Source organism: Bradyrhizobium sp. SZCCHNR1051 (genome assembly GCF_032489615.1).
Lineage (GTDB): Bacteria > Pseudomonadota > Alphaproteobacteria > Rhizobiales > Xanthobacteraceae > Bradyrhizobium.
In genome coordinates this window covers 43,504-67,924 of the sequence record NZ_JAUEYJ010000016.1, presented here as the reverse complement: position 1 = coordinate 67,924, position 24,421 = coordinate 43,504, and the positions used below count along the sequence as shown (strand labels likewise).

Annotated in this window: 22 protein-coding genes; 10 read left to right on the top strand and 12 right to left on the bottom strand. The window is 66.3% G+C overall.

The genetic code is table 11. The features are described 5' to 3' along the window. Positions 1-25 precede the first annotated feature (25 nt). The 6 genes from QW868_RS20280 to QW868_RS20255 all read left to right on the top strand — a co-directional run bounded on the left by QW868_RS20280 (position 26) and on the right by QW868_RS20255 (position 9,103). Entirely contained in the window at positions 26-739 is a 714-nt protein-coding gene (locus QW868_RS20280; protein ID WP_316231322.1) for an ABC transporter substrate-binding protein, read from the top strand. A 477-nt stretch (positions 740-1,216) separates the two neighbouring features. Continuing rightward, positions 1,217-2,137, top strand: a complete 921-nt coding sequence (locus tag QW868_RS20275; protein ID WP_316231321.1) for a PepSY-associated TM helix domain-containing protein — start codon at positions 1,217-1,219, stop codon at positions 2,135-2,137. Positions 2,138-2,539: 402 nt separating this feature from the next. Beyond that, on the top strand, positions 2,540-4,060 hold the full coding sequence (locus QW868_RS20270) for an efflux transporter outer membrane subunit (RefSeq protein ID WP_316231320.1): 1,521 nt from the start codon (positions 2,540-2,542) through the stop codon (positions 4,058-4,060). Continuing rightward, on the top strand, positions 4,060-5,175 hold the full coding sequence (locus QW868_RS20265; RefSeq protein ID WP_316231319.1) for an efflux RND transporter periplasmic adaptor subunit: 1,116 nt from the start codon (positions 4,060-4,062) through the stop codon (positions 5,173-5,175). Before QW868_RS20270 ends, QW868_RS20265 begins: the two co-directional genes overlap by 1 nt. 33 nt (positions 5,176-5,208) lie before the next feature. Then, on the top strand, positions 5,209-8,286 hold the full coding sequence (locus QW868_RS20260; protein WP_316231318.1) for an efflux RND transporter permease subunit: 3,078 nt from the start codon (positions 5,209-5,211) through the stop codon (positions 8,284-8,286). A gap of 127 nt (positions 8,287-8,413) precedes the next feature. Then, a complete protein-coding gene (locus QW868_RS20255) occupies positions 8,414-9,103 on the top strand; it encodes a PadR family transcriptional regulator (protein ID WP_316231317.1) in 690 nt (229 codons plus the stop codon). A gap of 263 nt (positions 9,104-9,366) precedes the next feature. Here QW868_RS20255 and QW868_RS20250 read toward each other — a convergent pair whose 3' ends face one another. Beyond that, positions 9,367-10,203 (bottom strand): class III extradiol dioxygenase family protein, encoded by an 837-nt coding sequence (locus QW868_RS20250; RefSeq protein ID WP_316231316.1) that lies wholly within the window; start codon positions 10,201-10,203, stop codon positions 9,367-9,369. Positions 10,204-10,205: 2 nt separating this feature from the next. Then, positions 10,206-10,559: a protocatechuate 4,5-dioxygenase subunit alpha gene (locus tag QW868_RS20245; protein ID WP_315758446.1), complete on the bottom strand. Its 354-nt coding sequence runs from the start codon at positions 10,557-10,559 to the stop codon at positions 10,206-10,208. Positions 10,560-10,682: 123 nt separating this feature from the next. Here QW868_RS20245 and QW868_RS20240 point away from each other — a divergent pair, with 123 nt between their 5' ends. Continuing rightward, positions 10,683-11,615 carry a LysR family transcriptional regulator gene (locus tag QW868_RS20240; RefSeq protein ID WP_315758444.1) on the top strand — a complete coding sequence of 311 codons (933 nt, stop codon included), beginning with the start codon at positions 10,683-10,685 and terminating at the stop codon, positions 11,613-11,615. Positions 11,616-11,639: 24 nt separating this feature from the next. Here QW868_RS20240 and QW868_RS20235 read toward each other — a convergent pair whose 3' ends face one another. The 3 genes from QW868_RS20235 to QW868_RS20225 all read right to left on the bottom strand — a co-directional run bounded on the left by QW868_RS20235 (position 11,640) and on the right by QW868_RS20225 (position 14,093). After that, entirely contained in the window at positions 11,640-12,026 is a 387-nt protein-coding gene (locus QW868_RS20235; RefSeq protein WP_315758443.1) for a VOC family protein, read from the bottom strand. Positions 12,027-12,103: 77 nt separating this feature from the next. Continuing rightward, a complete protein-coding gene (locus QW868_RS20230) occupies positions 12,104-13,381 on the bottom strand; it encodes an NAD(P)/FAD-dependent oxidoreductase (RefSeq protein ID WP_316231315.1) in 1,278 nt (425 codons plus the stop codon). Next, a complete protein-coding gene (locus tag QW868_RS20225; protein ID WP_316231314.1) occupies positions 13,374-14,093 on the bottom strand; it encodes a RibD family protein in 720 nt (239 codons plus the stop codon). The genes QW868_RS20230 and QW868_RS20225 overlap by 8 nt, the downstream gene beginning before the upstream one ends. A 374-nt stretch (positions 14,094-14,467) precedes the next feature. Between QW868_RS20225 and QW868_RS20220 the strand changes: the two genes are divergently transcribed. Both QW868_RS20220 and QW868_RS20215 read left to right on the top strand, forming a co-directional pair. After that, positions 14,468-14,614, top strand: a complete 147-nt coding sequence (locus QW868_RS20220; protein ID WP_315776350.1) for a hypothetical protein — start codon at positions 14,468-14,470, stop codon at positions 14,612-14,614. A gap of 132 nt (positions 14,615-14,746) precedes the next feature. Next, the gene (locus QW868_RS20215) at positions 14,747-15,100 is read left to right on the top strand and encodes a DUF2200 domain-containing protein (RefSeq protein WP_316176735.1); all 354 of its coding nucleotides are present in this window, start codon (positions 14,747-14,749) and stop codon (positions 15,098-15,100) included. Between the two features lie 24 nt (positions 15,101-15,124). On the opposite strand, the gene QW868_RS20210 is transcribed toward QW868_RS20215, so the two are convergent. Beyond that, complete coding sequence (locus QW868_RS20210; RefSeq protein WP_316231313.1) at positions 15,125-16,042, bottom strand: PaaI family thioesterase; 918 nt, start codon at positions 16,040-16,042, stop codon at positions 15,125-15,127. Between the two features lie 260 nt (positions 16,043-16,302). On the opposite strand from QW868_RS20210, the gene QW868_RS20205 reads away from it, so the two are divergent. After that, the gene (locus QW868_RS20205; RefSeq protein WP_316231312.1) at positions 16,303-16,971 is read left to right on the top strand and encodes a hypothetical protein; all 669 of its coding nucleotides are present in this window, start codon (positions 16,303-16,305) and stop codon (positions 16,969-16,971) included. A gap of 55 nt (positions 16,972-17,026) precedes the next feature. On the opposite strand, the gene QW868_RS20200 is transcribed toward QW868_RS20205, so the two are convergent. The 6 genes from QW868_RS20200 to xylA all read right to left on the bottom strand — a co-directional run bounded on the left by QW868_RS20200 (position 17,027) and on the right by xylA (position 24,415). Beyond that, a complete protein-coding gene (locus QW868_RS20200; protein ID WP_316231311.1) occupies positions 17,027-18,571 on the bottom strand; it encodes a L,D-transpeptidase in 1,545 nt (514 codons plus the stop codon). Positions 18,572-18,927: 356 nt separating this feature from the next. Continuing rightward, on the bottom strand, positions 18,928-19,800 hold the full coding sequence (locus QW868_RS20195) for a helix-turn-helix domain-containing GNAT family N-acetyltransferase (protein WP_316231310.1): 873 nt from the start codon (positions 19,798-19,800) through the stop codon (positions 18,928-18,930). A 362-nt stretch (positions 19,801-20,162) separates the two neighbouring features. Further along, positions 20,163-21,098 (bottom strand): sugar-binding protein, encoded by a 936-nt coding sequence (locus tag QW868_RS20190; protein ID WP_315758434.1) that lies wholly within the window; start codon positions 21,096-21,098, stop codon positions 20,163-20,165. 83 nt (positions 21,099-21,181) lie between these two features. Then, entirely contained in the window at positions 21,182-22,279 is a 1,098-nt protein-coding gene (locus tag QW868_RS20185) for an ABC transporter permease (RefSeq protein WP_315773080.1), read from the bottom strand. Beyond that, complete coding sequence (locus QW868_RS20180; RefSeq protein WP_315779455.1) at positions 22,279-23,046, bottom strand: ATP-binding cassette domain-containing protein; 768 nt, start codon at positions 23,044-23,046, stop codon at positions 22,279-22,281. The genes QW868_RS20185 and QW868_RS20180 overlap by 1 nt, the downstream gene beginning before the upstream one ends. A 46-nt stretch (positions 23,047-23,092) precedes the next feature. Continuing rightward, a complete protein-coding gene (gene xylA / locus QW868_RS20175; protein ID WP_316231309.1) occupies positions 23,093-24,415 on the bottom strand; it encodes a xylose isomerase in 1,323 nt (440 codons plus the stop codon). Between the last annotated feature and the right edge of the window lie 6 nt (positions 24,416-24,421).

Here is a 24,421-nt window from a genome sequence, read left to right as displayed (position 1 = left end):
TCGAAGCTATTCCGCTGATGTCGACGTGGCACGCACTCTCGCGCCGACCGGACATCTGCGCGCGGGACTCTATCCGGGCACGCCGACATCGATCCTGCCCGACGGGACCGAGAATCCCCGCGGCGTCGGCTACACCATCGGCAAGGAAATGGCGCGCCAGCTCCATGTCGACTACGAGCCGGTCGTGTTCGCCAAGAACGCCGAGGTGCTCGAGGCCGTCAAGACCGGCGCGGTCGACGTCGCCTTCACCAATGCTTCGCCGGCGCGCGCAAAGGAGATGGATTTCGGTCCTGTCTATCTCGAGATCGAGCTTGGGTATCTCGTGCCCGACGGCTCCCCGCTTTCCGACGCCGGCGATGTCGACGCGAGCGGCCGCAAGATCGGCGTCACGACCGGCAGCACGTCGGATGCGACGCTCGGGCGCGAGCTGAAGAACGCGACGCTGGTCCGGGCGCCGACCTTGAAGGATGCGGTCGCCATGCTGACGAGCCGCCAGATCGATGCCTTCGCCACCAACAAGGCGACGCTGTTCGAGATCGCCGAGCAGGTGCCAGGATCGCGCGTGCTCGACGGGCGCTGGGGCGAGGAGCGCCACGCCATCGCGATCCCCAGGGGCCGCGACGCCGGGCTCGGCTTCCTGCGCAGCTTCACGGCCGAGATCCAGTCGTCTGGCCTCGTCAGCGCCGCTGCTGAGCGCGCCGGACTGAAGGGCATTGTGTCGCCAGGGAAATCGCCCTGACGCGTCGGCGCGCAGTGCCGCCGGGGATCGCGGTGTTCTCCGCATCGGACAGCGACAGACTGCGGATCAGTGCGACACCGACGTGAGAAGCGAAGCGCATCGCCAAGGGCCTCTCACAATGACGCGCTGAAGTCCGAGATGAGCGCGTCATCCTGAGATACCGCCGCTATCTCGTTTCAGCCGGTCACCGAGAAACGTCAGTCGTGAATTGACATCATTTACATAGACACCGATTTGCTTTCGCCGCATTGACGCCGATCAAACGGCGCATGACCTAAAATTAATAGTTATCTCCTTTCGTATGAGTGGTGCGCTCGGCTAATGAAAGCGCAACGGCGGCGGACTGATCTCGCAGCGTCGTCCAGCAAGAAACGATCTGAAACTACGGAGTGAGCGCCTGCGGACAACAGTCACGCCGCGTCGTTCGTGTGTGTGACGATCACTCGACGATCACTTGGCGAATACTTGGAGACGATCATGAACAAGCAGCTTCTGCTCAAACTTCACCGCTGGATCAGCCTCGTCTTCGCGCTGCCGCTGCTTGTCATCATCGTGACCGGACTGATCCTCTCCTTCGAGCCGATGGCGCAGGTCGCTGCCGTCAAGCCGCAGTGCGTCGATCCGGCGCGCGTGATCGCGCTGATCAAGCAGCATGATCCCGACGGCAAGGCACGCGGCCTGTCGATCGATGCGTCCACACAGCACCTCACCTTGCAGGGTACGCCGGGCGCCGAGGTCGACATCACGACCGGCGCCGCGGTCGAGAAGCCCGCGATGGCGAGCGTCTTCCTGTGGGCGCGCAGGACCCACGAGCATCTGATCGGAATCCCCGGCCTCACCCTGATCTCGACCATCGCAATGGTCAGCATCATGATCATCGGCATCCTGATGGGACTGCCGCGGCTGCGCAACACGCTGTCCGGCTGGCACAAGGGCACGGCCTGGTTCACGCTGCCGCTGATTCTGCTCAGCCCGCTCACTGGACTCTGCCTCGAGCTCGGCCTGACCTTCGCAGGCAGCGCTCCGCCCACCGCAGCCAAGCGCATCTCGCTGCCTGACGCCGTCAGCATCGTCTCCAGGGACCACGACCTTTCGGCGGTCAACTCGATCGGCAATCGCGGCGGGCGGATGATGGCGAGGATCATCGAGGACGATGAGCTCAGGGCCTATGCTGTGACGTCCGACGGGCTCTCCGCGTTGCCGCGCAACTGGCCGCGCCTGCTGCACGAAGGCAACTGGTCGCTGATCGGCAGCGCGGCCAACGTGCTGATCTCGATCGCGCTGTTCGCACTGCTGATCACAGGCGTGCTGATCTGGGCGCAGCGCCGGCTGCGGCGCCCGAATCGCGCGCGCACCGTGCCGGCAAAGCCGGTGGTCGCATCCTCGATGCCGTCCTGACGAGCGGCGACCGTCCCACGGAGCCGGCTCGACGCTGCGAGCCGGCCTCCAACTCCGTCTCGCGCGCTGCTTCGCCAAAGGCCGGCCCGCGCCGCGCGAGCTCGGCGGCAGACCTTTTTCGATCATTGTGACAAGAACGACGTCGCTGCCCGACCGCTGCGGAAATGGAAGCGGCGCGTTGTCTAGTCTCACCTCAAAAATTTGATGCGCCCGTCCGGTGCAAGCGAGCACCGGCGCCGCGCAGGACGAAGCTGTGCGCATCACCGCCCTGTCATCAACGTGACTTGACTACGTCTGTGCTGCCCCGCATGGTCCGGATAGAAAACGAAACGGTTTAGTTTTATGTCCGATCATGTCCGAATGTTTCCCGCGCGTTTGAGGGTGGTCCCGACAGGCCGCGCGATGTCCGTCCCGCTCGGCCTTTTTGGCTGCAGCGTGCTGCTCGCATCCTGCGCCGTCGGCCCGGACTTCATGTCCCCCGAGGCGCCGGCCGCGACCGGTTACGTCGCCGAGCGACGCCTCGCCGCGACCGCCAGCGCCTCGACGCCGGGGGGCAATGTGCAGAGCTTCGCACCCGGAGGCGATCTGCCCGGCACCTGGTGGGCGCTGTTTCATTCCCGGCAGATCAACGCCTTCGTCGAGGAAGCGATTCGCAACCACCCGGACATCGAAGCCGCGCAATTGGCGCTGCGTGCTGCGCGCGAAAACGCGCTGTCGCAACAAGGCGCGCTGTTTCCGCAGCTGAGCGCGAGCGGATCCGCCGAACGCACCCAGGCCTCCACCACACAGAGCGGGCAATGGCCCGGCCAGACCTCGCTCTACACGCTCTATGGCACGTCGGTAAGCGTCAGCTACGCGCTCGATCTGTGGGGCGGCACGCGACGCCAGGTCGAGGCGCTGCAGGCGCAGGCCGACTACCAGGCGTTCAAGCTGGAGGCGACGCATCTCGCGCTGACCGCCAATGTCGTAACCGCCGCGATCAGCGACGCCTCACTGCGCGATCAGATCGCAGCGACCGAGGAGATCATCAAGGCCGAGACCGACCAGCTTGGCCGGATCCAACACCAGTTTGATGTCGGCGCCATCTCCAAATCCGACGTGCTGGCGCAGGAGGCGACGCTGGCGCAGGCCAAGGCGACCTTGGCGCCGCTGCAGAAGCAACTCGCGCAGCAACGCAATCAACTGATGGCCTATCTCGGCCGGCTGCCGAGCCAGGACCGCGGCGAGCATGTGACCCTCGCGGAGCTGCGGCTGCCGCGCAAGCTGCCGGTGTCACTGCCCTCCTCGCTCGTCCGGCAGCGTCCGGACATCCGGCAGGCCGAGGCTACGTTGCACCAGGCCACAGCGACGGTCGGCGTCGGCGTCGCCAATCTGCTGCCGCAGGTGACGTTGTCGGGCAGCTACGGCGCAAGCGGACCGGGCCGGCTGTTCTCGCCGACGACCATCGTGTGGGATGCGGCCTCGAGCGTCAGCCAGAAGCTGATCGACGGCGGCACGCTGTATCACACCAAGGAGGCTGACGTCGCCACCTTCGAGCAGGACTTGTCGCTCTACAAGAGCACGGTCATCACCGCGTTCCAGAACGTTGCGGATTCGCTGCGCGCCATCCAGTACGACGCCGAGGCGCTGAAGGCCCAGGCCGCCGCCGAGAAAGCCACCGCCGACAGTCTCGCCATGGCGGTCGAGCAATTCAAGAGCGGCGCGGTGCCCTACGCCAACGTCATCAACGCGCAGCAATCCTATTTGAACGCCCGCGTCTCCCGCATCAAGTCGCAGGCCACGCGCTTCACCGACACCGCGGCGCTGTTCCAGGCGCTCGGCGGCGGCTGGTGGAATCGCCAGGACGAGACCCCGGCGGCGCTGCCCCGCGCCAATCCCGGCTACTTCGCCGGTCCCAATCGTACGACCCAGGAAGCAATGTAATGAAGAAACGCATGACGATCATGCTGGCCGCCATGGCGGTGCTGTTCGGCGGCCTCTACGGCTTTCAGACATTCAAGGGCATCATGATCGCCAAGGCGATCGGCGCCATGGCCAACCCGCCGCAGACGATCTCGACGGTCGTTGCGGCGACCGCTCCATGGCGCTCCAACCTCACCGCGGTCGGCTCGCTGCGCGCCGTCAACGGCGCCGATCTGGCGCTGCAGGCCGCAGGCATCGTGCAGGGCATCCAGTTCAATTCGGGCGACACCGTCGAAGCCGGCCAGCAATTGCTGCAGCTCGTGGCGACCGACGACGTCGCCAAGCTGCAATCGCTGCAGGCCACCGCCGAGAACTACGCCATCGTCGTCAAACGCGACGAGGAGCAGATCAAGTTCAACGCCGTCAGCCAGGCCACGCTCGACAGCGACCGCGCCAATCTGAAGAACGCGCAGGCGCTCGTGACGCAGCAGAAGGCGATCGTCGAGCAGAAGACCCTGAAGGCGCCCTTCGCCGGCCGGCTCGGCATCCGCGCCGTCGATCTCGGGCAGTATCTCGGCGCCGGCACCACCATTGTCACCCTGCAGAGCCTCGATCCCATCTTCGTCGACTTCTATCTGCCGCAGCAGTCGCTCGCCGACATTCGGATCGGCCAGGACGTCGCCATCACGGTGGATGCCTTCCCATCCGAGCGCTTCACCGGCCAGATCTCGGCGATCAACGCCAAGGTCGATTCCACCAGCCGCAACGTCCAGGTCCGCGCCACCCTGCACAACGAGGCCGCCCGGCTGTTGCCGGGCATGTTCGCCAAGGTCGAGATCGCGACCGGCAGCCCGGAGCAGCTCGTCACGCTGCCGCTGACGGCAATCGTCAGCAACCCCTACGGCGATCTCGTCTACGTCGTCGACGATCTCAAGGACGGCCAGGGCAAGGCGCGGCAGATGTTCGTCAAGAGCAAGCCGGCCAAGGGCGACCGGATCGCGATCACCGACGGCGTCAAGCCGGGCGAGGCGGTCGTGATCGCGGGACAGATCAAGCTGCGCAACGGCAGCCCGGTGAGAATCGACAATTCGCACGTGCCGGTCGCGGAAGCCGCGCCGGATGTCGTCGACCAATAATCCGGCCAGCCCGCGCCCATCAGAGTCATCACCATGCGTTTCACAGACATCTTCATCCGCCGGCCGGTGCTGGCGCTCGTGGTCAGCGCCCTCATTCTCGTGCTCGGCCTGCGCTCGATGACGACGCTTGCCATCCTGCAATATCCGCGCACGCAGAACGCCATCGTCACGGTGAGCACGGCCTATGCCGGCGCCGATAGCGACATCATCGCCGGCTTCATCACCACGCCGCTGGAGAACGCGATCGCCCAGGCTAACGGCATCGACTACATGACGTCGACCAGCGTCACCGGCAGCAGCACCATCACCGTGAACCTGCGGCTCAACTACGATTCCGGCAAGGCGATGACCGAGATCAACGCCAAGGTGAACTCGGTGCTCAACCAGCTACCGACCGGCACGCAGCAGCCGACCCTGACCTTGAAGGTCGGCCAGACCATCGATTCGATGTATATCGGCTTCGCCAGCGACGTGCTGGCGCCGAACCAGATCACCGACTACCTCACCCGCGTGGTGCAGCCGAAGCTGCAGGCGGTCTCCGGCGTGCAGACCGCCGAATTGCTCGGCGCCAAGAAATTCGCCCTGCGCGCCTGGCTCGACCCCGACAAGCTCGCGGCCTATGGCCTGACCGCGACCGACGTGTCGACGGCACTGTCGGGCAACGACTACATCTCCGGGCTCGGCACCACCAAGGGCCGCCTCGTGCAGGTCGACCTCGCCGCCGCGACAAATCTGCATTCGCTGGAGCAATACCGCAATCTCGTCGTCAAGCAGGTCAATGGCGCCATCATCCGCCTGCGCGATGTCGCCAATGTCACGCTCGGCAATGACGACTACGACAGCGCGACGCGCTTCAACGGCAAGACCGCGGTCTACATCGGCATCCAGGTGGCGCCAACGGCGAACCTGCTCGACGTCATCAACGGCGTGAAGGCCGTTTATCCGGAGCTGCAGCGACAGCTGCCGAACGGCATCACCAGCGAGATCCTGTACGACTCCACCGATTTCGTGAACTCGTCCATCGACGAGGTGATCCATACGCTGGTGGAGGCGATCGGGATCGTGATTGTCGTCGTCTTCATGTTCCTGGGATCGTGGCGCTCGGTGCTGATCCCGGTGATCGCCATCCCGCTGTCGCTGATCGGCACCTTCGGCCTGATGCTGCTGATGGGCTTCTCCATCAACCTGCTGACCTTGCTGGCCCTGGTGCTGGCGATCGGCCTCGTCGTCGACGACGCCATCATCGTGGTGGAGAGCGTGCACCGCCTGATCGACGAGGGCGTACCGCCGGTCGAAGCCGCGATCCAGTCGGCGCGGGCGCTGGCGAGCCCGATCATCGCGATGACCGTGGTCCTGATCGCGGTCTACGTGCCCGTCGGCTTCCAGGGCGGCCTGACCGGGGCCCTGTTCACAGAGTTCGCCTTCACGCTCGCCGGCGCCGTCACCGTCTCGGCGGTGATCGCGCTGACGCTGTCGCCGATGAACTGCGCCTGGCTGCTGCGCCGGACCGAGCGCGACGCCACCACGTTCGAGGCGCGTTTGGTGAGGACGATCGACCATGTGCTCGAACGGCTCGCCCACTTCTATCGCCGCTGGCTCGAAAGCGTGTTCGCGACCAAGCCGGTGGTGGTGGTGTTCGCGCTGCTGCTGCTCGCGATGATTCCCTGGCTCTATGTCAGTTCCACCAGCGAGCTTGCGCCGGACGAGGACCAGGGCATCGTGCTGTCGCTGACGAATTCGGCGCCCTCGGCCACGCTCGAGCAGCGCCAGTTTTACGGCCAGCAGCTGTATGGCTTGATCGCCCAGCGCCCGGAGACGCGTACCGTGTTCCAGATCGATACCTCGACACAGGTGATCGGCGGCTGGGTTCTCAAGCCCTGGGATCAGCGCAAGGCGACGACCAAGACCCTGCAGCCGGAATTCCAGCAGCTCCTGAACGGCATCGCCGGCGCCCGCTCGGTGGCGTTCCAGCCCTCGCCGCTGCCGGGCAGCAACGGCCTGCCGGTCCAGTTCGTGATCGGCACCACCGGCGCGTTCGGCGAGCTCAACGACGTGTCGCGCGATTTCATGGCCAAGGCGCTGGCGAGCGGCCGATTCATCTTCCTCGACAGCGATCTGAAGATCGACAAGCCGCAGACCACCGTGGTGTTCGATCGCGACAAGGCCGCCGATCTCGGCCTCAAGATGAGCGATCTCGGCGGCGCGCTCGCGACCATGCTGGGTGGCAATTATCTCGACTATTTCAGCCTGGAGGGCCGCTCCTACAAGGTGATCCCCCAGGTCCGGCAGAACGACCGCCTCACCGACAGTCAGTTGCTCGACTATTCGATCCGCACCAGCGGCAATGCCATGGTGCCGCTGTCGACCGTGGCCCGGCTCGAGCGCAAGACGATCCCTGAGTCGCTCAATCACTTCCAGCAGATCAATGCGGCAACCATCTCCGGCGTGGCGATGCCGGGTATCGCGATGGGCGACGCGCTCGCCACCTTGAAGGAGATCGCGAAGTCGCTGCCATCGGGTTACTCGATCGACTATGGCGGCGCGTCGCGACAGCTCGAGCAGGAATCCGGCGGCTTCGTCACCACCTTCGTGTTCGCGCTGATCATCATCTTCCTGGCGCTCGCCGCCTTGTTCAACAGCTTCGTCGATCCGATCATCATCCTGGTGTCGGTGCCGATGTCGCTGGCGGGCGCGCTGATCTTCATCAGCCTCGGCATCGGCGGCGCCAGCATCAACATCTACACCCAGGTCGGCTTAGTCACCCTGATGGGCCTCGTCAGCAAGCACGGCATCCTGATGGTGGAGGTCGCGAACGAGCTGCGCGAACAAGGTAAGGATCGCACCGAGGCGATCATCGCGGCGGCCACCGTCCGCCTGCGTCCGATCCTGATGACCACGGCGGCGATGGTGCTCGGCGTGATCCCGCTGATCACCGCGAGCGGCGCCGGCGCGGTGTCGCGCTTCAACATGGGGCTGGTGATCGCCACCGGGCTCGCGATCGGCACCCTGTTCACGCTGTTCGTGGTCCCCGTCGCCTATGCGCTGATCGCTCATCGCGGCACGGCGACCGAACCGGCGGCAACGGCTCACACGGCGGAAGCGATAACGTAAGACGTGCGGTAAAAATACTTTTTAACTCATACACTTAAACCAAAGGCCGAGCCGACCGAAGCGATCGATGTTGACAAACATAATACGATAACGATATATCGTTTGTACGAAACGGAGATCATATCGTATGAGACATCATCATTGGAAATTCGGGCGTCGTGGCTGGGACGATGATCGCGAGGAGCGCGGCTGGGGCCATCGCGGCGGGCATGGCTTCGGCGAGGCCTGCGAGGACGTCCGCCTCGGCGGCCGCGGTCCCGGATTCGGCCGCCCTCGCGGTCCCGGCCTGTTCGAACGGGACGGCCGCCGTGGCGGGCGCGAGGAGTTCGGGCGTGGCGGCGGCGGTCGCTTCTTCGGCCCCGGCGACCTGCGCAGCCTGCTGCTGTGGCTGATCGGCGAGAAGCCGCGCCATGGCTACGAGCTGATCAAGGCGGTCGAGCAGCTGGTCGGCGGCTCCTACTCGCCGAGCCCCGGCTCGGTCTATCCGATCCTCAATCTGCTTGAGGACATGGGCCAGATCGAAGCGGCATCGGCTGAGGGCGGCAAGAAGCTGTTCGCGATCACCGACGCCGGCCGCCAGGCGCTGAAGGACGACGAGGCGGCGATCGAAGGCCTGCTGAGCCGGCTGCGCATCATGGCCCGCACCATGGGCGGCATGCGCCCGCCGGAGCAGGTGCTGCAGACGGTGCAGACGCTGAAGATGGCGCTGAAGATGCATCGACAAGGCTGGAGCGACGAGGAGGCCAAGCGCGTCAGCGGCATCCTGACCCGCGCCATCGCCGAGATCCAGGGCGACGACGACAACGCGGCGAGCTGACATCAACATCCGCCACGGGCGGAGGCGTAGCGGCCGGCATTGAGACCGTGCTCGCCACCGCACAGAAGCTGACAGTCACGTTCCTCGATAGCATCCGCGGTATGGGTCCCGGCGTTCGCCGGGACGACACCGGTGATGTGGCGCGGTCGTGCCAAACACACTGCTGTCGTCCCGGCCTTGAGCCGGAACCCATACCGCGTGATGGTCGTTGGCGGAATAGCTCTCGGTCATCACCTTCCGCACCAAAAATCCCGCTGGAGCCGCTACACCGGCTCCAGCACCATCAATCCCGTCGCCGTGTTCGAGATCGGGATGTGATAGTTGGAATGCTCCTTGCGGACCTTCTCCGGCAGGGTGCCGCGCGCGACCATCCAGTTCAGCAATTCGACACCCTGGGTGCCCGACAGCTCGACCAGCTCGGTGGTCGAATACTTCGTCGCCCAGGCGGGATCGTCGACCATGCTGGCCATGAACTTCTCGTCGAAATCCTTGTTGATGAAGCCGGCGCGCTCGCCGTCGAGCTGATGCGACAGGCCGCCGGTGCCCATGACGACGACGCGTTCGTCCTTCGGCCAGGATTCGATGGCCCGCGCCAGCGCCTGGCCGAGCCTGTAGCAGCGCGCGGCCGACGGCAGCGGCGCCTGCACCGTGTTGACGACCACGGGTACCACCCGCACCGGCCATTTCTGATCGGGCCAGCACAGCGCCATCGGCAGCGTGAAGGCGTGATCGACCACCATCTCCTGGCAGGTGGTGAGGTCGAAATCCTCCTTCACCAGATGCTCGATCAAATGCCAGGACAATTCGCTGTCACCCTTGAACGGCGCGGTCTGCGGAATGCCCCAGCCTTCGTCGGCATTGCTATAGCTGTCGGCCGCGCCGACGGCGAAGGTCGGCATCTTGTCGAGGAAGAAGTTGAGGCCGTGGTCGTTATAGACGAGCACGACCACATCGGGTTTGGCCTTGGCGAGCCATTCGCGCACATGCGGGAAACCGTCGAAGAATGGCTTCCAATACGGGTCCTGCTGCAACCCCTTGGCAATCGCGCCGCCGATGGCCGGAACGTGGGACGTGGTGATGCAACCTACGATCTTCGCCATGATCAACCCCTTGCCGCCAGAAGCTTGGCCTTGAACTGCTCTTTCGTCAGCCCGGTCTGCTGCGCGCCGATGTCCTGCATGTCGAGCCCGAAGATGCCGGCGAACTTGGCGAGGTAATAGGCGTTGCCGCCGGCTTCGATCAGCTCGAGCACATTGCGATTCTTGATCGCCGCGCGCTGCTGCGCGTTGAGGCCATATTTGGCACAATAGCCGTCCTCGTCGGCAACGAACGCCTTGCGGTTGGCGGCATCGTTGAACGAGTAGCACATCTTGTTGAGCGCGTAGCCTTTGCGGGCCTGCTCGCCGTCGAAGATGGTGGTGCCGGGCACGGGCTGCCGGGCTGACGTGGTGGACATCTGAGCCTCCCCTGGTCGTGTTTCGGACGGCCGCGCTTGATCTGGATCAAACGCGGCGCCGTTCGTGCCCGCCAGTATCACTGGCAGACACCGTCAATAAAGGCCGCGCGACCGATCCGATCCATGAGCCAATTCGATCATTTGGACCTCGACGGCCACCTGCTGCAGCTCTTGCTCGCCGTCATCGAGGAAGGCTCGGTCACCCGCGCTGCGCAGCGGCTCGGCGTCACGCAGTCGGCCGTCAGCCATCTGCTCGACAAGCTGCGCGCGATCACCGGCGATCCGCTGTTCGTGAAGTCTGGCCGCGGCATCGTGCCGACCGCGCATGCGCAGCTCTTGGCGCTGCGCGCCCGCGCTCTGCTCGACGACCTCCGGAGCTTCTCGCACACCGCTGCATTCGAGCCGGCGAAAATCTCCGCGCAAGTGACGATCGCGGCCAATGATCTGCAGCGCGACCTGCTGCTGCCGTCCCTGCTCCGCTACGCCCGCGCGCAGGCGCCGGGCCTCAGCCTGCGCGTCATCCCCTCCGGCGCACCGACGCCGGAGATGCTACGGGAAGAGCACTGTCAGCTCATCATCACGCCGCGCCCGCCCGAGGGCAGCGACATCCTGCAGAAGCGGCTGTTCGAGGACAGCTATCGCGTGTTCTACGATGCGAGCCAGCGCGAGCCGCCGCAGAGCCTCGAGGACTATCTCGCCAGCGACCACGTCACGGTGCTGTACGAGCCGCGGCGCCGGCTCGACATCGACGAGGTCATGGCCGAGCGCGGCATCGTCAGGCGGTTCGCGGCGCAGGTGCCGGGCTTCGGCGGCATCGGCCCGTTCCTGCGCGGCAGCCGCATGATCGCGACGCTGCCGAGCCTGCTGCGCGCCTACATGCTGCGCGGCCTGGCGGTGGCGCCGGTGCCGGTCCCCTGCCCGGCGATGCCGATGTACATGGTCTGGCACCTGCGCCACCACGACGACCCGCTGCACCGCTGGCTGCGCCAGCAGCTCGAGATCGTGGTCGCGCCGAGCTTGGCCGCGGCCGCCGAGCACATGCCGGTGATGGCATGACTCATCCCGAAGGGTGAGCGGCCCTCACGCCGGCGCGTGGCACACCGCCTCGATGTTGTTGCCGTCGGCGTCGCGCACGAACGCGCCGTAATAGTTCTCGTGATAATGCGGCCGCAGTCCAGGCGCGCCGTTGTCCCGTCCGCCTGCGGCGATCGCCGCCTGATAGAACGCATCGACCGTGGCGCGATCCTTGGCGTGGAATGCGACATGCGTCGAGGTCGCGGCCGTCCCGCCGGTGCCAATCCAGAAATCCGGACGACCGTCGCCGAAGCCGGCGTGATCACCGTGGCCGCCAGTCTGCTCGTTGGTGATCTCCATCATCAGGACGTAACCCAACGGCGCCAGGGCCGCCGCATAGAAAGCCCTGGCGCGGACAAAGTCGGAGACAGGGAAGCCGACGTGATCGAGCATGACGATCCTTTCCATGGTGATCGGCGAATGCTAGCGCCGTGGGCCTACGGGCGCAACATCATGCACGCGGCGCGCGATCACATCGCGAGGATGCGCCGCGCCGTCTGTTGCCCGCTGGCCAGCGCCGCCTCGACCGTTCCCATGTCGCGTCCGCGATACAGCGCTTCGCCGGAGATCAGGACACGACCGCCATCCCAGCGCGAAAGCGTATCCTGCGCCTCGCGGGATCCTAGCGTCGCATAGGAATAGGCCCCGCGCGCGAACGGATCCTTCGCCCAATCCGTGACATGCGACGCGACGAGCTGCTGCCTCAGCGAGTCCACCGGCTGCGAGAAAATACTCGCAAGCGCCGAGAGACCCAACTCAATCAAGGCGACATCGTCGAGCGCGACGAAAGCGCCGGCCGGCGGCCCGGCGAGCCAGCCGGTCAGCACCGCATCATCGTTCGGATGCTGCGTCCACCACACCGGCATGTCGGCATCGGACAGCACGAACAGCATGTCGGAAAGATTCTCGGTCCGAGCCTCTCGCCACCACCGGCGCTCGAAGCGCAGCAGCAGCTTGATGACGTTGCCGAAGCCGATGGCTTCGGCAACGGCCAGTTGCGAGCGCATCGCCGGCGGCAGCGCGATGGTCCGCAGCAGCGGCAGCGGCACGGTCAGGAGGACGATATCGCCGCGCTGCGCGCGGCCGTCGGCGCAGCGCACGACGACGCCATCATCGGAGCTCTCCACCGCGCGGACCACCGCCTCGAGCTGCATCGCCACGCCATGCGCCCGGCACTCCGCCAAGAGATGATCGAGCAGCGCCGCGTAGCCGCCGACGATGCGTGCCTGAGCACCGCGGTCGCCGCCCATCCACTCGTCGCGCAGCGCGAACACGCTGGCACGACCAGGATCGGCGGCATCATAACCCTGCACCATCCCGAGCACCGACTTGCGCAGGGCGGCAAACTCCGCGCCGGCGAAATGACGCTCGAGCAGCGCCGTGACGGTCATATCCTGATCGAGCTGCCGCGCCACGCGGTGCAGTTGGCGCATCTGCCGATCGGCAGGATCCTCGCGCGAGAACGCGCCGTCCGTCACGTACCAGCGCGCGCCATCGACCGGCGTCGAGGTGAGCCCCGCCTCGGCCATCAGCGCGTGGGTGACCGGCGCCTCGCCATGGATGAATTCCGCGCCGGCATCCGCGCGATATCCAAACCTGCTCGCGGGCAGCGGATGGATGCGCCCCCCGCAGCGGTCGCGCGCTTCCAGCAGCGTCACTTGCCTGCCGGCGCGGGCCAGCTCACGCGCCGCCATCAGGCCCGCGGCACCGCCCCCGACGACGATGACGTGCATTCGCCGCTCAGCCATGACTTGCCTGGGCCGGCAAGAGCGAGCCGTTGGTGATCTTGTAGCGCAGCCACAGCGCGCCGCCCTCCAGCGCCGTGCTGCTTTCGAGCGTCATCGCCGTGATCGGCGCGCGCTCGCCGGACTCGGCTTCGGTCGAATCGAACACGCTGGGTGCCCCCTTGGCGCCGTCCACGGCCGGACACAGAACGAGGTTGAACTCGTCGACCAGACCCGCGCGCAGAAACGCGCCGTTGGCGCCGCCGCCGCCCTCGAGCAGCAGGCGCTTCACGCCGAGCTCCTGCGCGACGATCTCCAGCACGCGTGAGAGATCGAGCTTCGACTGGCCGGCGAAGACGTAGGAGACACCCTCGCCGCGCAGGCCCGCGAGATGTGCATCCGACACGGCCTCGGTCAGCACGACGACGATCGGATCGCCGCCGATGTCGGCGCGGCCCCAGCAGATCTTGCCATGGGGATCGAGCACGATGCCGTAGGCCTTGGCGCCGCGTCGCGCGATCCAATGGGTGCGCGGGATTCGCTCGGTGGTCTCGGCCGGATAGGCCGAGCCCTTGGCGAACTCTTGGCCGGTGACGCGGCCGATCAGCCAGGCATCGCCCCCGAGTTGGTCATGCACCTGCTCGAACAGATCGCCCGATCCCTTCGGACGCCAGCGGCTCGGCAATGTCCGGCCGTCGACGCTCGACGCCATCAGGCAGATGACTTCCGGTTTCATGCATCCTCCTTGTCGCCGCTGAACGGGGTCACCGAATATCGCCTCGGCGGCGTTGTCAACGAAACGGCGTGCGTTTCGTTCGATCGCGGCCGCAACGCTCGCCTACGCCGTCGCTGTAACCGCACGAGTTCCTGCGCCAGTTTTGGGATTGAAACGGAGCCGATCATGGACGCTGCGCCGCGCAGACGAGACGCCATCGGTTTGCGCAGGGCACGGCGCGGTGCCCTGCAGGCTGGCCGACAGCATCGCCAACCAGGGCGGCCACGCCGCGCCGTGGCGCACCGTGTGGATTCGCGCCGCCTTCCTGGCCTCGCTGGGCGGGGCAGTCGCGCTCGACCTCAAGCGGCTGTTCTTCCTGCTCATCATCATCCCCCGTGATCGTGCTGTTCCTCATCGTGTTCGGCGTGATCGGCGGCTGTGTCGTTCGCAGGACGTGCTCGCCGCTGGCCGAAGGCTTGGGTCTCGGCCTGATCCTGGCGTGGTCGCTCGGGGTGTCGTTTCCGATGTTCCCGCCGGGCTAGCGCGCGTTTCCGACGTGTGCGAACGAACGTGCTGTACTACGATCATGAACGCGGACATGAAGCACGCGCTTCGGGCGCGCCGTCACCCCTCTCCGACCCGACATGCGTCGCCTACGATCCGATGGAGCCAGCATGGCAAAACACCGTATCTACACGACGAGCTTCGCGAGCGTGTACCGATTGTACGTCGCGAAGGCCGAGAAGAAGGGACGCACCAAGGCAGAGGTAGATCAGGTGATCTGCTGGCTGACGGGCTATGGCCAAAACGAGCTTGAGTCCCGGTTGGAACGTCAGACGGACTTCGAGACCTTCTTCGCGCAGGCGCCTGCGATGAATCCCGCGCGGACCTTGATCAAGGGCGTGATCTGCGGCGTCCGCGTGGAGGATGTCGAGGAACCGACGATGCGGGAGATCCGCTACCTGGACAAGCTGGTCGATGAGCTGGCGCGGGGAAAGGCAATGGACAAGATCCTGCGCAAGGCATGATCGCGACCCGCGACGCGATCTTCCTCAGTCCTGCTCCTGCCCCGGCGCCGGTCGTAGCATGAAATGGCCGAAGGCGGTAGCGATCGGCTTCGTCGCATCGTCCTGCCAGGCGCGGGCCTCGAAGGCGACGACGCGGCGGCCCTGCTTGACGATCGACGCTGATGCGATGGTGTCGAGCGCACGGCCCGACCTCAGATAGTTGATGGTGAGGCCGACCGGCTTCGGCGGCGCCGTGGCGCCGAGCTCGCGCATCACGGTGACGATCGCCGCGGTTTCGAGAAACGCACCGGTCATGCCGCCATGGATCGCAGGCAGCACGGGATTGCCGATGATCCGGTGCGAGAACGGCATCACCAGCGTGTCGTTCTCGGCGAAGTGGATGCCGAGGCAGCGCGCGAACGGACTGGTGGGAAACGGCCCCGCCGGATCGTCCGGGGCGTCGAGCGGCGGTGGCGCGCCGTCGAAGGCCGCCCGGTCGGTCAGCATGTTGGTGCGGTTGGCGCCAATCATGAAGCAGGCGGTCGCGGTGGCGACCGGTGCGGTCTCCTCCTCCTGATAGGCGGTGGCGCGCACGAACGCGATCGAGCGGGTGACGCGGAAGCATACCGCATGGGCCTTGATGTCGAGACCGGGGGTTGCCGGCTTCTGATAGTCGATGCGCAGATCGAGCGTGGCGATCGCCCGGCTGCCGTCGAGCGCGAGTTGCACCGCCATGCCACAGCTCTCGTCGAGCATCGCGGTGACGACGCCGCCATGGATGACGCCGGTCTCGCTGTCGCCGACGAACACCGGACGATAGGGCAAGGTCGACCAGGCCTCGCCGGGCGCGAACCGGTCCATCCTGAGCCCGCTGATATGGCCATAGACCGAGCGGCGCTGCCTGATGGCCTCGGCGAGCTCGTCGAATGCCGGCGGTGTGGCGATGGGCGGAATGTTGGACATGCGCGATTTAGATCACGATCCCGAGGACGCACGAAGCCTTTTCCGACGGATCCGAATTGTGTGCCGGCGATCCAGGCCGGATCATCGCCGTCCTGCATCCGCACGATTGAGCGCCGCCGATCGTGCTCACGACTCAAGGCTGCGAGCCTGCATTCCCGCAAAACTACGTGGATGAAATGTTCCGCGGGCGCGGCGCGCTTAGAACATTGGCAACCTTAATATGATCATAATTGTCTCCATCAAATCCCGGAGACCTGTCGATGCGCAGACCCACCAAGACGCCGGACGCCCCGCCGAGCAGCGGCACGGCCTCTCTACGAATTGTCCTGAGCCTGGCGCTCGCAGCCAGCGCCGGTGCGATGTGGTGGAGCAGCGGCGGCGCCAACAGCTTCTCCTTCGGGACCGGAGCGCCTTCGCTCGAGACCCGCGTCGCCGCCCTGACATCGGAGCTGACGCAGCTCAAGGCCGAGACCGCCCAGCTGCGCGACCGCCAGAGCGACACCTCCGGCGAGCTTCTGCAATTGCGCGCCAGCCTCACCACGGCCGAAACGGGCCTGGCCGCCTTGCGCACCACCGCCGACGAGAACGAGGCGCGCCGCCGCGATACGGCCGACAAGATCGAGTCCGATCTCGCGCTGCTGAAGCGCCAGACGGTCCGCCTCCGCGGCGCCCAGGAAGATGCGGCGACCGAGCTGAGCGGGCTGCGCACCGCGGCCGCGAACAGCGACGTCACCATCGAGCAGCTCCGGACCTCCACCGGCGAGATGCGTCAGCAGTTGGCACGCATCGAGACCGCCCGCGAGGCGACCAGCTCGATCTCCCGCAGGCCTCACCGTGTCAGGCGCGTGGCGCGCGCGACCGAAGCGCAACATGAGCCGCAGCCTTTCCTGATGCAGTGGCCCGGCGTCATCCCCGCGGGTCGCAACTGATTTGAAGTGCCATCCGGCCTGACCCGCGAACCCAGTCAGGCATCAGGCCGGCTGGTCACCACCAGCCCGGCTGCACCGGCCGGTAGTAGGTCGGAGGCGGACCGCGACGGCGCGGCGCCGCGACGGGCTGGCCATCCCAGCTGCGCTGGAAGAAGCTGCCGAAGCCATCGTCATATTCGTCACCGCTGGCAACGTCGACATTGGTCGTCGGCCGGCGCGTGATGAAGCCGCCCTGCGGCTGGTTGCTCAGCACTGCGACGAACTCGGTCCGATAATTGGTCTCGCTCGACAGCGGCTCGTCCGAGACGATGATTGAGGAGCGCGGCACGGCCGTCGGCGCGATCCGGGCGAGCACGTCCTTCGGGATGGTGATGCGGTCGAGCGCGTCCTTGGCGGTGTCGCCGTCGTCGATGGTCACCGCCGTCCAGCGCAGCCCCGCGCCGTTCTGCGCCACCGCCGTGAACACATGCGTTCCGATCGGCCGGTCGGGATCGCGGATGGTCACCGGCACCTCGATCGAGGTGTCGAACACCTCGCCGCCGCCATCGGGGGCCGGCTTGTGCGTGTTGCGCCTGACATAGAGCATCTGCGTGGAACGGCTGATATAGACCGAGACCGGCTCGGTCGCGAGCCTGGCGTCCGTCGCAGCCTTGCTCGTATCGGCCTTCCTGGCCGCAGCCGCCTTGGCGGCATCCTTGGTCGAGGTCGCCGCAGCGAGCTTCGCGGTCGCGTCCGACTTGGCGGCCTCGAGCTGCGCCGCCGCGTCGGTCGCCTTGGCGGCGGCCTTCTGATTCGCATCCTCGGCCAGCGTCCTCGCCTGATCGGTCTTGGCGGCGGCCAGCTTCCTGCCGGCGAATTTGAGCTCGGCCTCGGCGCGCGCCTTGGCCTGCTCCAGCTTGCGCAAGGACGCCTTCAGAGCCTTGGCCTCGCGCTCGGCCGCGACAGCCGCCGCCTTGGCCTCGTCGGCGAGCCTGGCGGCGTCCTCGGCTTCGCGGCCGAGCGTCGCGGCGCGCGAGGGCACCGCGGCGAGCGCCTCTGCGGTCGGCACGAACAAGGCGGGATGGGAGAACTCGACCGGCGCCGGGTCACCGGGCGCGATGATCACCCGCATGCCGATCCAGGTCCGGTCGAACAGCTTCTCGGCAAAGCCATAGGGCATGCGGACGCAGCCATGCGAGGCGGCATAGCCGGGCAGCGGCCCGCCATGCAGCGCCACCCCGTTCCAGGTGATGCGCTGCATGTTCGGCATCCAGGCGTCGTCATAGAGCGTCGAGCGGTGGTCCTTGTCCTTTTCCAGCACGGCGAACACGCCGGCCGGCGTCTCGCGGCCGGAGACGCCGGTCGACACTGGCGCCCGCCAGATCCAGCCGTCGGCGTCGTAGAACGTCACCTTCTGGGCCTTGATCGATACGATCGCCATGATCGGATCGCCATGCGCGCGCGGCGCCGTCGCTTCGGTCGCCGGCGCGGGGCGCGCCTGCCGCGCGTTGGCCGCGGAGCTGGGCATCGCCAGTGCCGCCAAGGCCGCAAGGGTCATCAAGACCGGTCCGCGACGCCGCATCGCTGCAAGGTTCTGAGCCGCCGTGGATCGTGTCACCATGCCTTGTCCCGATTCGTCATTGCTGTTCCGCCCGCGCCGGCGCGATCGGCGCAGGACGATCTATACGCTCGATCAAGTCTTGGGGTGAAGTGAGGCGAAGAAGCGTCCCCGAGTCACGAGGCCCTCGCCGCAATTGCGTCAGGCTCAGGCAACAAATTAGACTCAAAGCACGCCCGCCTGCCTCTCATCGCTGGAACCCAACGCCCCTCATCCAATCACCCGCCGGTTGCCCATCGCTTAACGCCGAGCAGGCCGACGGGGTCCGTCGCAGAGGTCCCCTAGCAATTCGCCGACCACAAGGCGCTCGCGTTCCTGAAGCCCGATGCACGAGCGCCGAGCGTCACGGGAGATCGACCTCAAACCTGCTTCTCGAAGAACAGATCCGGATACGGATCGTCGTTGAAGCGGTCGATCTCGGTCCAGCCGGTGCGGCGATAGAGCTGGACGGCCTCGGTCAGCGCGCTGTTGCTGTCGAGGCGGAGCGTCGTGATCGACAGCTTTCGCGCGGCGTCCTCGGCCGCATCCATCAGGCGGCGGCCGAGGCCAAGCCCGCGCGCCGCGGGCGCGACCCACAGCCGCTTGATCTCGGCGACGATACCGCCAGTCCCTTTCAGCCCGACACAGCCGAGCGGCAGTCCGTCGGACAGCGCGACGAAGAAGGCGCCGCGCGGGGGCGTCATGTCGGCGGCGTCGGGATCGCGCGACAGCGAAACGTCGAAGCCGCGTTCGAAACGGCGTGACAGCTCGGCGTAGTACTCGCCGAGGCAATAGCGCGATTGCTCGCTCCTGGGATCGGTCTCCTCGATGGCGATGCGGCTGCGTCCCAGCGCGGCCGCAACCAGGTCCATCGCCGCCAAAAGCGCCTCGGGCTGGGCGTGACGCGCCAGCATCGATTCGGCCTGGGCGTTGGAGAGCGTCTCATAGGCCTCGAATTCGCGCCGGCCGGCGGCCGTGAGCCTGGCGATGCGGCGGCGTGCGTCGTCGGGATGCGGCCTGGTCGTCACCAGCCCCTCCTCCTCCAGGCTGCGCAGCAGCCGGCTCATCAGCCCGGAATCGAGCGCGAGATAGTCGCGCAGATCGGCGACGTCGCTGCGGCCATGGCCGATCGCATTGAGCACGCGGGCCGCCCCGAGCGGCCGCCGGCGCCCGAGAAACGAGGTGTCGAGCGCGCCAACCTCCGAGGTGACGGCGCGGTTGAAGCGGCGGACGCGAGAGATGGGGTCGAGCATGATGTCTGACTTTAGTCAGATATATCCCCCTGTCAATCGTCCGGGCCCGTGTTGCCCGCACTGTCATCATCCGCCACCGGGTCTCGCCTTCGGCGAGCCCAATGACAGGCTCCGGCGGATGATCCAGCACGCAGCGGCGTCTCGATTGCCCACGACCGTCTCTGGAATACTGGATCGTCCGCCGTCGCGGACGATGACAGTGTTGTGGAGACGATCAGCAGCGTCTTCGTGGAGCGAGACAACGCAAACGCAGGCCGTCTTTGGTGCCCGCTCCACACGACAAAAGCATCCCAAACAAAAAGGGCGGCCCAGCCGCCGGCCGAAGCCGGTTGCCGGACCGCCAGGTTTTCCCCGGGAGGAACTCAGTTCAGAAGCTTGGCGACGTTGTCCTTGGTGACGAGGTCGAGGCCGGTGTAGATCACGTCCGGCACCTTCTCGCCCTTCTTGATCGCGAGCAGCGTGTCCATCGCCTTCTCGCCCATCTCGAACGGACGCTGGCCGGTCAGCGCGTTGGAATAGCCGTCACGCAACAGTTCGAGCTGCATCTTGAGCGTGTCGGCGACGACCAGCGTCAGCTTGCCGGCGTCGATGTCCTTGCGGTTCTTGTTGACGAAGGCCTTGTAGCCCTCGGGCGCGAACATCGGCCAGCCGCCGATCGGCACGATGGCGCCGAGATCCGGCGTCGCGGTGCGCAGATCGGCCATCTGCTGGACGGCGAGCGCGGGATCATCGTTGCAGAAGGTCGGCGAGCCCGCCACCTCCGTCCACTTCGAGCCCTTCAGCGCCTCACGCACGCCATCGACGCGCTCGGCGAGGTTCTTGGCGCCGGGGCCGCCGGAGACGACGGCATATTTGCCGCCGTCGGGTCGGAGCTGCAGCAGCTGCTTGCCGAGCGCCAGCCCGAAATCCTTGTTGTTGGTGCCGATATAAGCGATGCGCTTGGAGCCCGGCGCATCGGCATCGAAGGTGATCACCGGAATGCCGGCTGCGGTCGCCGCCTCGATCGACTTCGTCATCGCGGCGACGTCGGCCACCGAGATCGCCAGGCCGTCGACCTTCTGCGTGACGAAGTCCTGGATGATCTGCGCCTGCGTGGCCGGCTCGTGCTCGACCGGCCCCTTGTAGATGCACTCGACATTGCCGAGCTCCTTGGCGCGCTTCAGGCAGCCGTCGCGCGCGACGTCGAAGAACGGATTGTTCATCGCCTTCGGCACGATGGCGAAGCGGTATTTGGTCTCGGCCTGCGCCGGGGCCAGCATGATCGCGAGCGATGCGACCGCATAGAGCAGCTTCTTCATGGGTTTCCCTCCTCCATGTCTATCCCTGATGATTGTCTGTTCCGGGTGAGGATAGACGCGCTTGTCATCCCGGCCAGTATTCGTCACAGCAGGCGTGCGCGGATGCGGTCCACCAGCACGGCGGCGATGATGATCACGCCGACCAGAGTCTGCTGCCAGTAGGAGTTGACCTGCGCCAGCACCAGCCCGTTCCTGATCACCTCGAGCAGCACGCAGCCGACGATGGCACCGAGCGGGCCGCCGAGACCGCCGGCGAGGTTGGCGCCGCCGATCACGGCCGCCGCGATCACGTTGAGCTCGTAGGACGTCGCCATGTTGGCGGGCGCGGAGCCGAGCCAGCCGGAGATGATGATGCCCTGCAGGCCGGCGGCGAGCGCGCCGATCACATAGACCTCGATTTTCACGCGGGGCACCGAGACGCCGGTCAGCTCCGCCGCCTTCTCGTTGCCACCGATCGCGAACACGTGGCGGCCGAACGCGGTGTGGTGCAGCACCAGCGCCATCACCAGCGCCAACGCAATCAGATAGATGAAGGGCGCCGGCACGCCGTAGACATCGCCCTGCGTCAACGCATAGAAATAATCGGCGTCGGGGCCGCCGGGGAAGCTGCCCTTGCCGTTCGAGATCACATAGCTGAGACCGCGCACGATCGACAGCATGCCGAGCGTGGTCACGAACGGCGACAGCCCGAGCAAGGCGATGCAGACGCCGTTGATCAGGCCGACGACGAGCGAGACCGCAAGGCCTGCCAGCACCGAGACGATCAGGATCAGGCCGGGCACGTTGGCGACCACGGTCTTGCCGTCCGCGGCGAGATGCACGAACAGCGATGACAGCGGCATCCCCGGTGTCGACAGCGTCGTCATCACCATCGAGGTGATCATCGCCGCGAAGCACATCATCGAGCCGACCGACAGGTCGATGCCGCCAGTGATGATGACGAAGGTGATGCCGAGCGTCGCAATGGCGATGAAGGAGAAGTTCTTGGCGACGTTCTGCAGATTGCCCTCGGTCAGGAAATAGGGACTGGCGAAGCTCATCACGATGATGAGGGCGATGAGCGCCAGCGTGACATAAGCGGTCTGCGAGGCGAACACGCCGCGGTGCCACCATCTGATGGCGCCGACATTGGTGAAGGTGACTTCGGTGCCGGCGGAGCGGGTCTCGGATGGAACGGACATCACGCCGCCTCCTTGGCGCCGGTGATCAGCGCAGTCACTTCCTCGGGGCTGGTCTCGCCGACCGGCTTGTCGGCCTTCTTCTCGCCACGACGCATCACCACGACGCGATCGCACACCGCGAAGATGTCGGGCATGCGGTGCGAGATCAGGATGACGGCGATGCCCTGCTCCTTCAGCCGATGGATCAGGCTCAGAACCTGCTCGACCTGGCGCACCGAGATCGCCGCGGTCGGCTCGTCCATCATCACGAGCTTGGCATTGGACAGCCGCGTGCGCGCGATCGCCACCGCCTGGCGCTGGCCGCCCGACATGTCCTTGACCAGATCATGCGGGCGTGTCTCCGAGCGCAGCTCGCGGAACAGCTCGAGCGCGCGCGCCTCCATGCCCTTGTGGTCGAGCAGCACCAGCGGGCCGAAATTGCGCTTCAGCTCGCGACCGAGAAACACGTTGGCGGCGGCGGTGAGATTGTTGGCGAGCGCCAGGTCCTGGTAGACGACCTCGATGCCGACGCTGCGCGAATCCATCGGACGATGGAAATGCACCTCGCGGCCGCCGAAACGGATGGTGCCCTGGCTCGGCGGAAAATTGCCGGCGATGATGCGCACCAGGGTGGACTTGCCGGCGCCGTTGTCGCCCATCAGGCCGACGACCTCGCCGGCGTCGATCGAAAGATCGACGCCGTGCAGCGCGCGGATCGCGCCGAACTGCTTGCCGAGGCCCTTGAGCTCCAAGACTGGCTCCAAGACTGGCTGCGCGGCGGTGCTCATCATGGCTCGCTCAGCCTCATTCGTCATCGTGCGCAGGCTGCTGTCATCAGACATAGCGATTCACCACGCTTTCGAGATATTCCTGCCGGCCGGAGCGCGGCTGCGGATCGAGGCCGGTGTTGACGGCGCGGTCGGCGAGCTCGGCGAGCGAGCGGCGGCCGGCGAGGATCGCCTGCCCCTCCTCGCCGTCCCAGCCGGCGTAGCGCTGCGCGAGCGGCGCCGTCAGGGCACCGTCCTCGAGCATCTGATCGGCGGCGATCAGCGCACGCGCGCAAGCGTCCATCGAGCCGACATGGGCGTGCAGCAGATCATCCGGATCGATCGACTGCCGGCGGATCTTGGCATCGAAGTTCAGCCCGCCCGTGGTGAAGCCGCCGCCCTTGAGCATGTCGTGGAACACCAGCGCCAGCTCCGGCACGTTCATCGCGAACTGGTCGGTGTCCCAGCCCAGCAGATCGTCGCCGCGGTTGATGTCAAGCGAGCCGAACACGCCGAGCGCCTGCGCCAGCGCGATCTCGTGCTGGAACGAGTGGCCGGCGAGGATGGCGTGGTTCTGCTCGATGTTGAGCTTGACGTCGTCGAGCAGATCGTAGCGCCGCAGGAAGCCGTAGCAGGTGGCGACGTCGAAATCGTACTGATGCTTGGTCGGCTCCTTCGGCTTCGGCTCGATCAGCAGCGGCCCCTTGAAGCCGATCTTGTGCTTGTGCTCGACGACCAGCGAGACGAACCGGCCGAGTTGGTCGAGCTCGCGCTTCATGTCGGTGTTGAGCAGCGTCTCGTAGCCCTCGCGGCCGCCCCACAGCACGTAGTTGGCGCCGCCGAGACGATGCGTCACCTCGAGTGCGGCACGCACCTGTCCCGCCGCGTAGGTGAACACGTCCGGGTCCGGATTGGTCGCGGCGCCCGCCATGTAGCGGCGATGCGAGAACAGGTTGGCGGTGCCCCATAGCAGCCGCACCTTCGCAGAGGCCATCTTCTGCTCGAACAGGTCGGCGATGACGTTGAGATTGGCGACCGACTCCTTCAGCGTCGCGCCTTCCGGCGCGGCGTCGACGTCGTGGAAGGTGAAGAACGGCACGTCGAGCAGCCGGAACAATTCGAACGCGACGTCGGCCTTGGCGCGCGCCATTGCCAGCGCATCATCGCCGTGCTGCCAAGGCCGCAGGAAGGTCTCGCCGCCGAACGGATCGCTGCCCGGCCAGCAGAACGAATGCCAGTAGCAGACCGCGAAGCGCAGATGATCCTCCATCCGCTTGCCCCGGATGACGCGATCCTTGTCGTACCAGCGGAACGACAGCGGGCTGCGCGACTCGGGCCCGCCATAGGTGACGGTTGCGCCGGTCTGGAAGAAGGGAGCCTGGACGTTCACGAGGGT

Coding starts and splice junctions, on each gene's coding strand:
- QW868_RS20275 (WP_316231321.1), top strand. CDS start 1,217: ATGAACAAGCAGCTTCTGCTCAAACTTCACCGCTGGATCAGCCTCGTC.
- QW868_RS20270 (WP_316231320.1), top strand. CDS start 2,540: ATGTCCGTCCCGCTCGGCCTTTTTGGCTGCAGCGTGCTGCTCGCATCC.
- QW868_RS20265 (WP_316231319.1), top strand. CDS start 4,060: ATGAAGAAACGCATGACGATCATGCTGGCCGCCATGGCGGTGCTGTTC.
- QW868_RS20260 (WP_316231318.1), top strand. CDS start 5,209: ATGCGTTTCACAGACATCTTCATCCGCCGGCCGGTGCTGGCGCTCGTG.
- QW868_RS20255 (WP_316231317.1), top strand. CDS start 8,414: ATGAGACATCATCATTGGAAATTCGGGCGTCGTGGCTGGGACGATGAT.
- QW868_RS20250 (WP_316231316.1), bottom strand. CDS start 10,203: ATGGCGAAGATCGTAGGTTGCATCACCACGTCCCACGTTCCGGCCATC.
- QW868_RS20245 (WP_315758446.1), bottom strand. CDS start 10,559: ATGTCCACCACGTCAGCCCGGCAGCCCGTGCCCGGCACCACCATCTTC.
- QW868_RS20240 (WP_315758444.1), top strand. CDS start 10,683: ATGAGCCAATTCGATCATTTGGACCTCGACGGCCACCTGCTGCAGCTC.
- QW868_RS20235 (WP_315758443.1), bottom strand. CDS start 12,026: ATGCTCGATCACGTCGGCTTCCCTGTCTCCGACTTTGTCCGCGCCAGG.
- QW868_RS20230 (WP_316231315.1), bottom strand. CDS start 13,381: ATGGCTGAGCGGCGAATGCACGTCATCGTCGTCGGGGGCGGTGCCGCG.
- QW868_RS20225 (WP_316231314.1), bottom strand. CDS start 14,093: ATGAAACCGGAAGTCATCTGCCTGATGGCGTCGAGCGTCGACGGCCGG.
- QW868_RS20215 (WP_316176735.1), top strand. CDS start 14,747: ATGGCAAAACACCGTATCTACACGACGAGCTTCGCGAGCGTGTACCGA.
- QW868_RS20210 (WP_316231313.1), bottom strand. CDS start 16,042: ATGTCCAACATTCCGCCCATCGCCACACCGCCGGCATTCGACGAGCTC.
- QW868_RS20205 (WP_316231312.1), top strand. CDS start 16,303: ATGCGCAGACCCACCAAGACGCCGGACGCCCCGCCGAGCAGCGGCACG.
- QW868_RS20200 (WP_316231311.1), bottom strand. CDS start 18,571: ATGGTGACACGATCCACGGCGGCTCAGAACCTTGCAGCGATGCGGCGT.
- QW868_RS20195 (WP_316231310.1), bottom strand. CDS start 19,800: ATGCTCGACCCCATCTCTCGCGTCCGCCGCTTCAACCGCGCCGTCACC.
- QW868_RS20190 (WP_315758434.1), bottom strand. CDS start 21,098: ATGAAGAAGCTGCTCTATGCGGTCGCATCGCTCGCGATCATGCTGGCC.
- QW868_RS20185 (WP_315773080.1), bottom strand. CDS start 22,279: ATGTCCGTTCCATCCGAGACCCGCTCCGCCGGCACCGAAGTCACCTTC.
- QW868_RS20180 (WP_315779455.1), bottom strand. CDS start 23,046: ATGAGCACCGCCGCGCAGCCAGTCTTGGAGCCAGTCTTGGAGCTCAAG.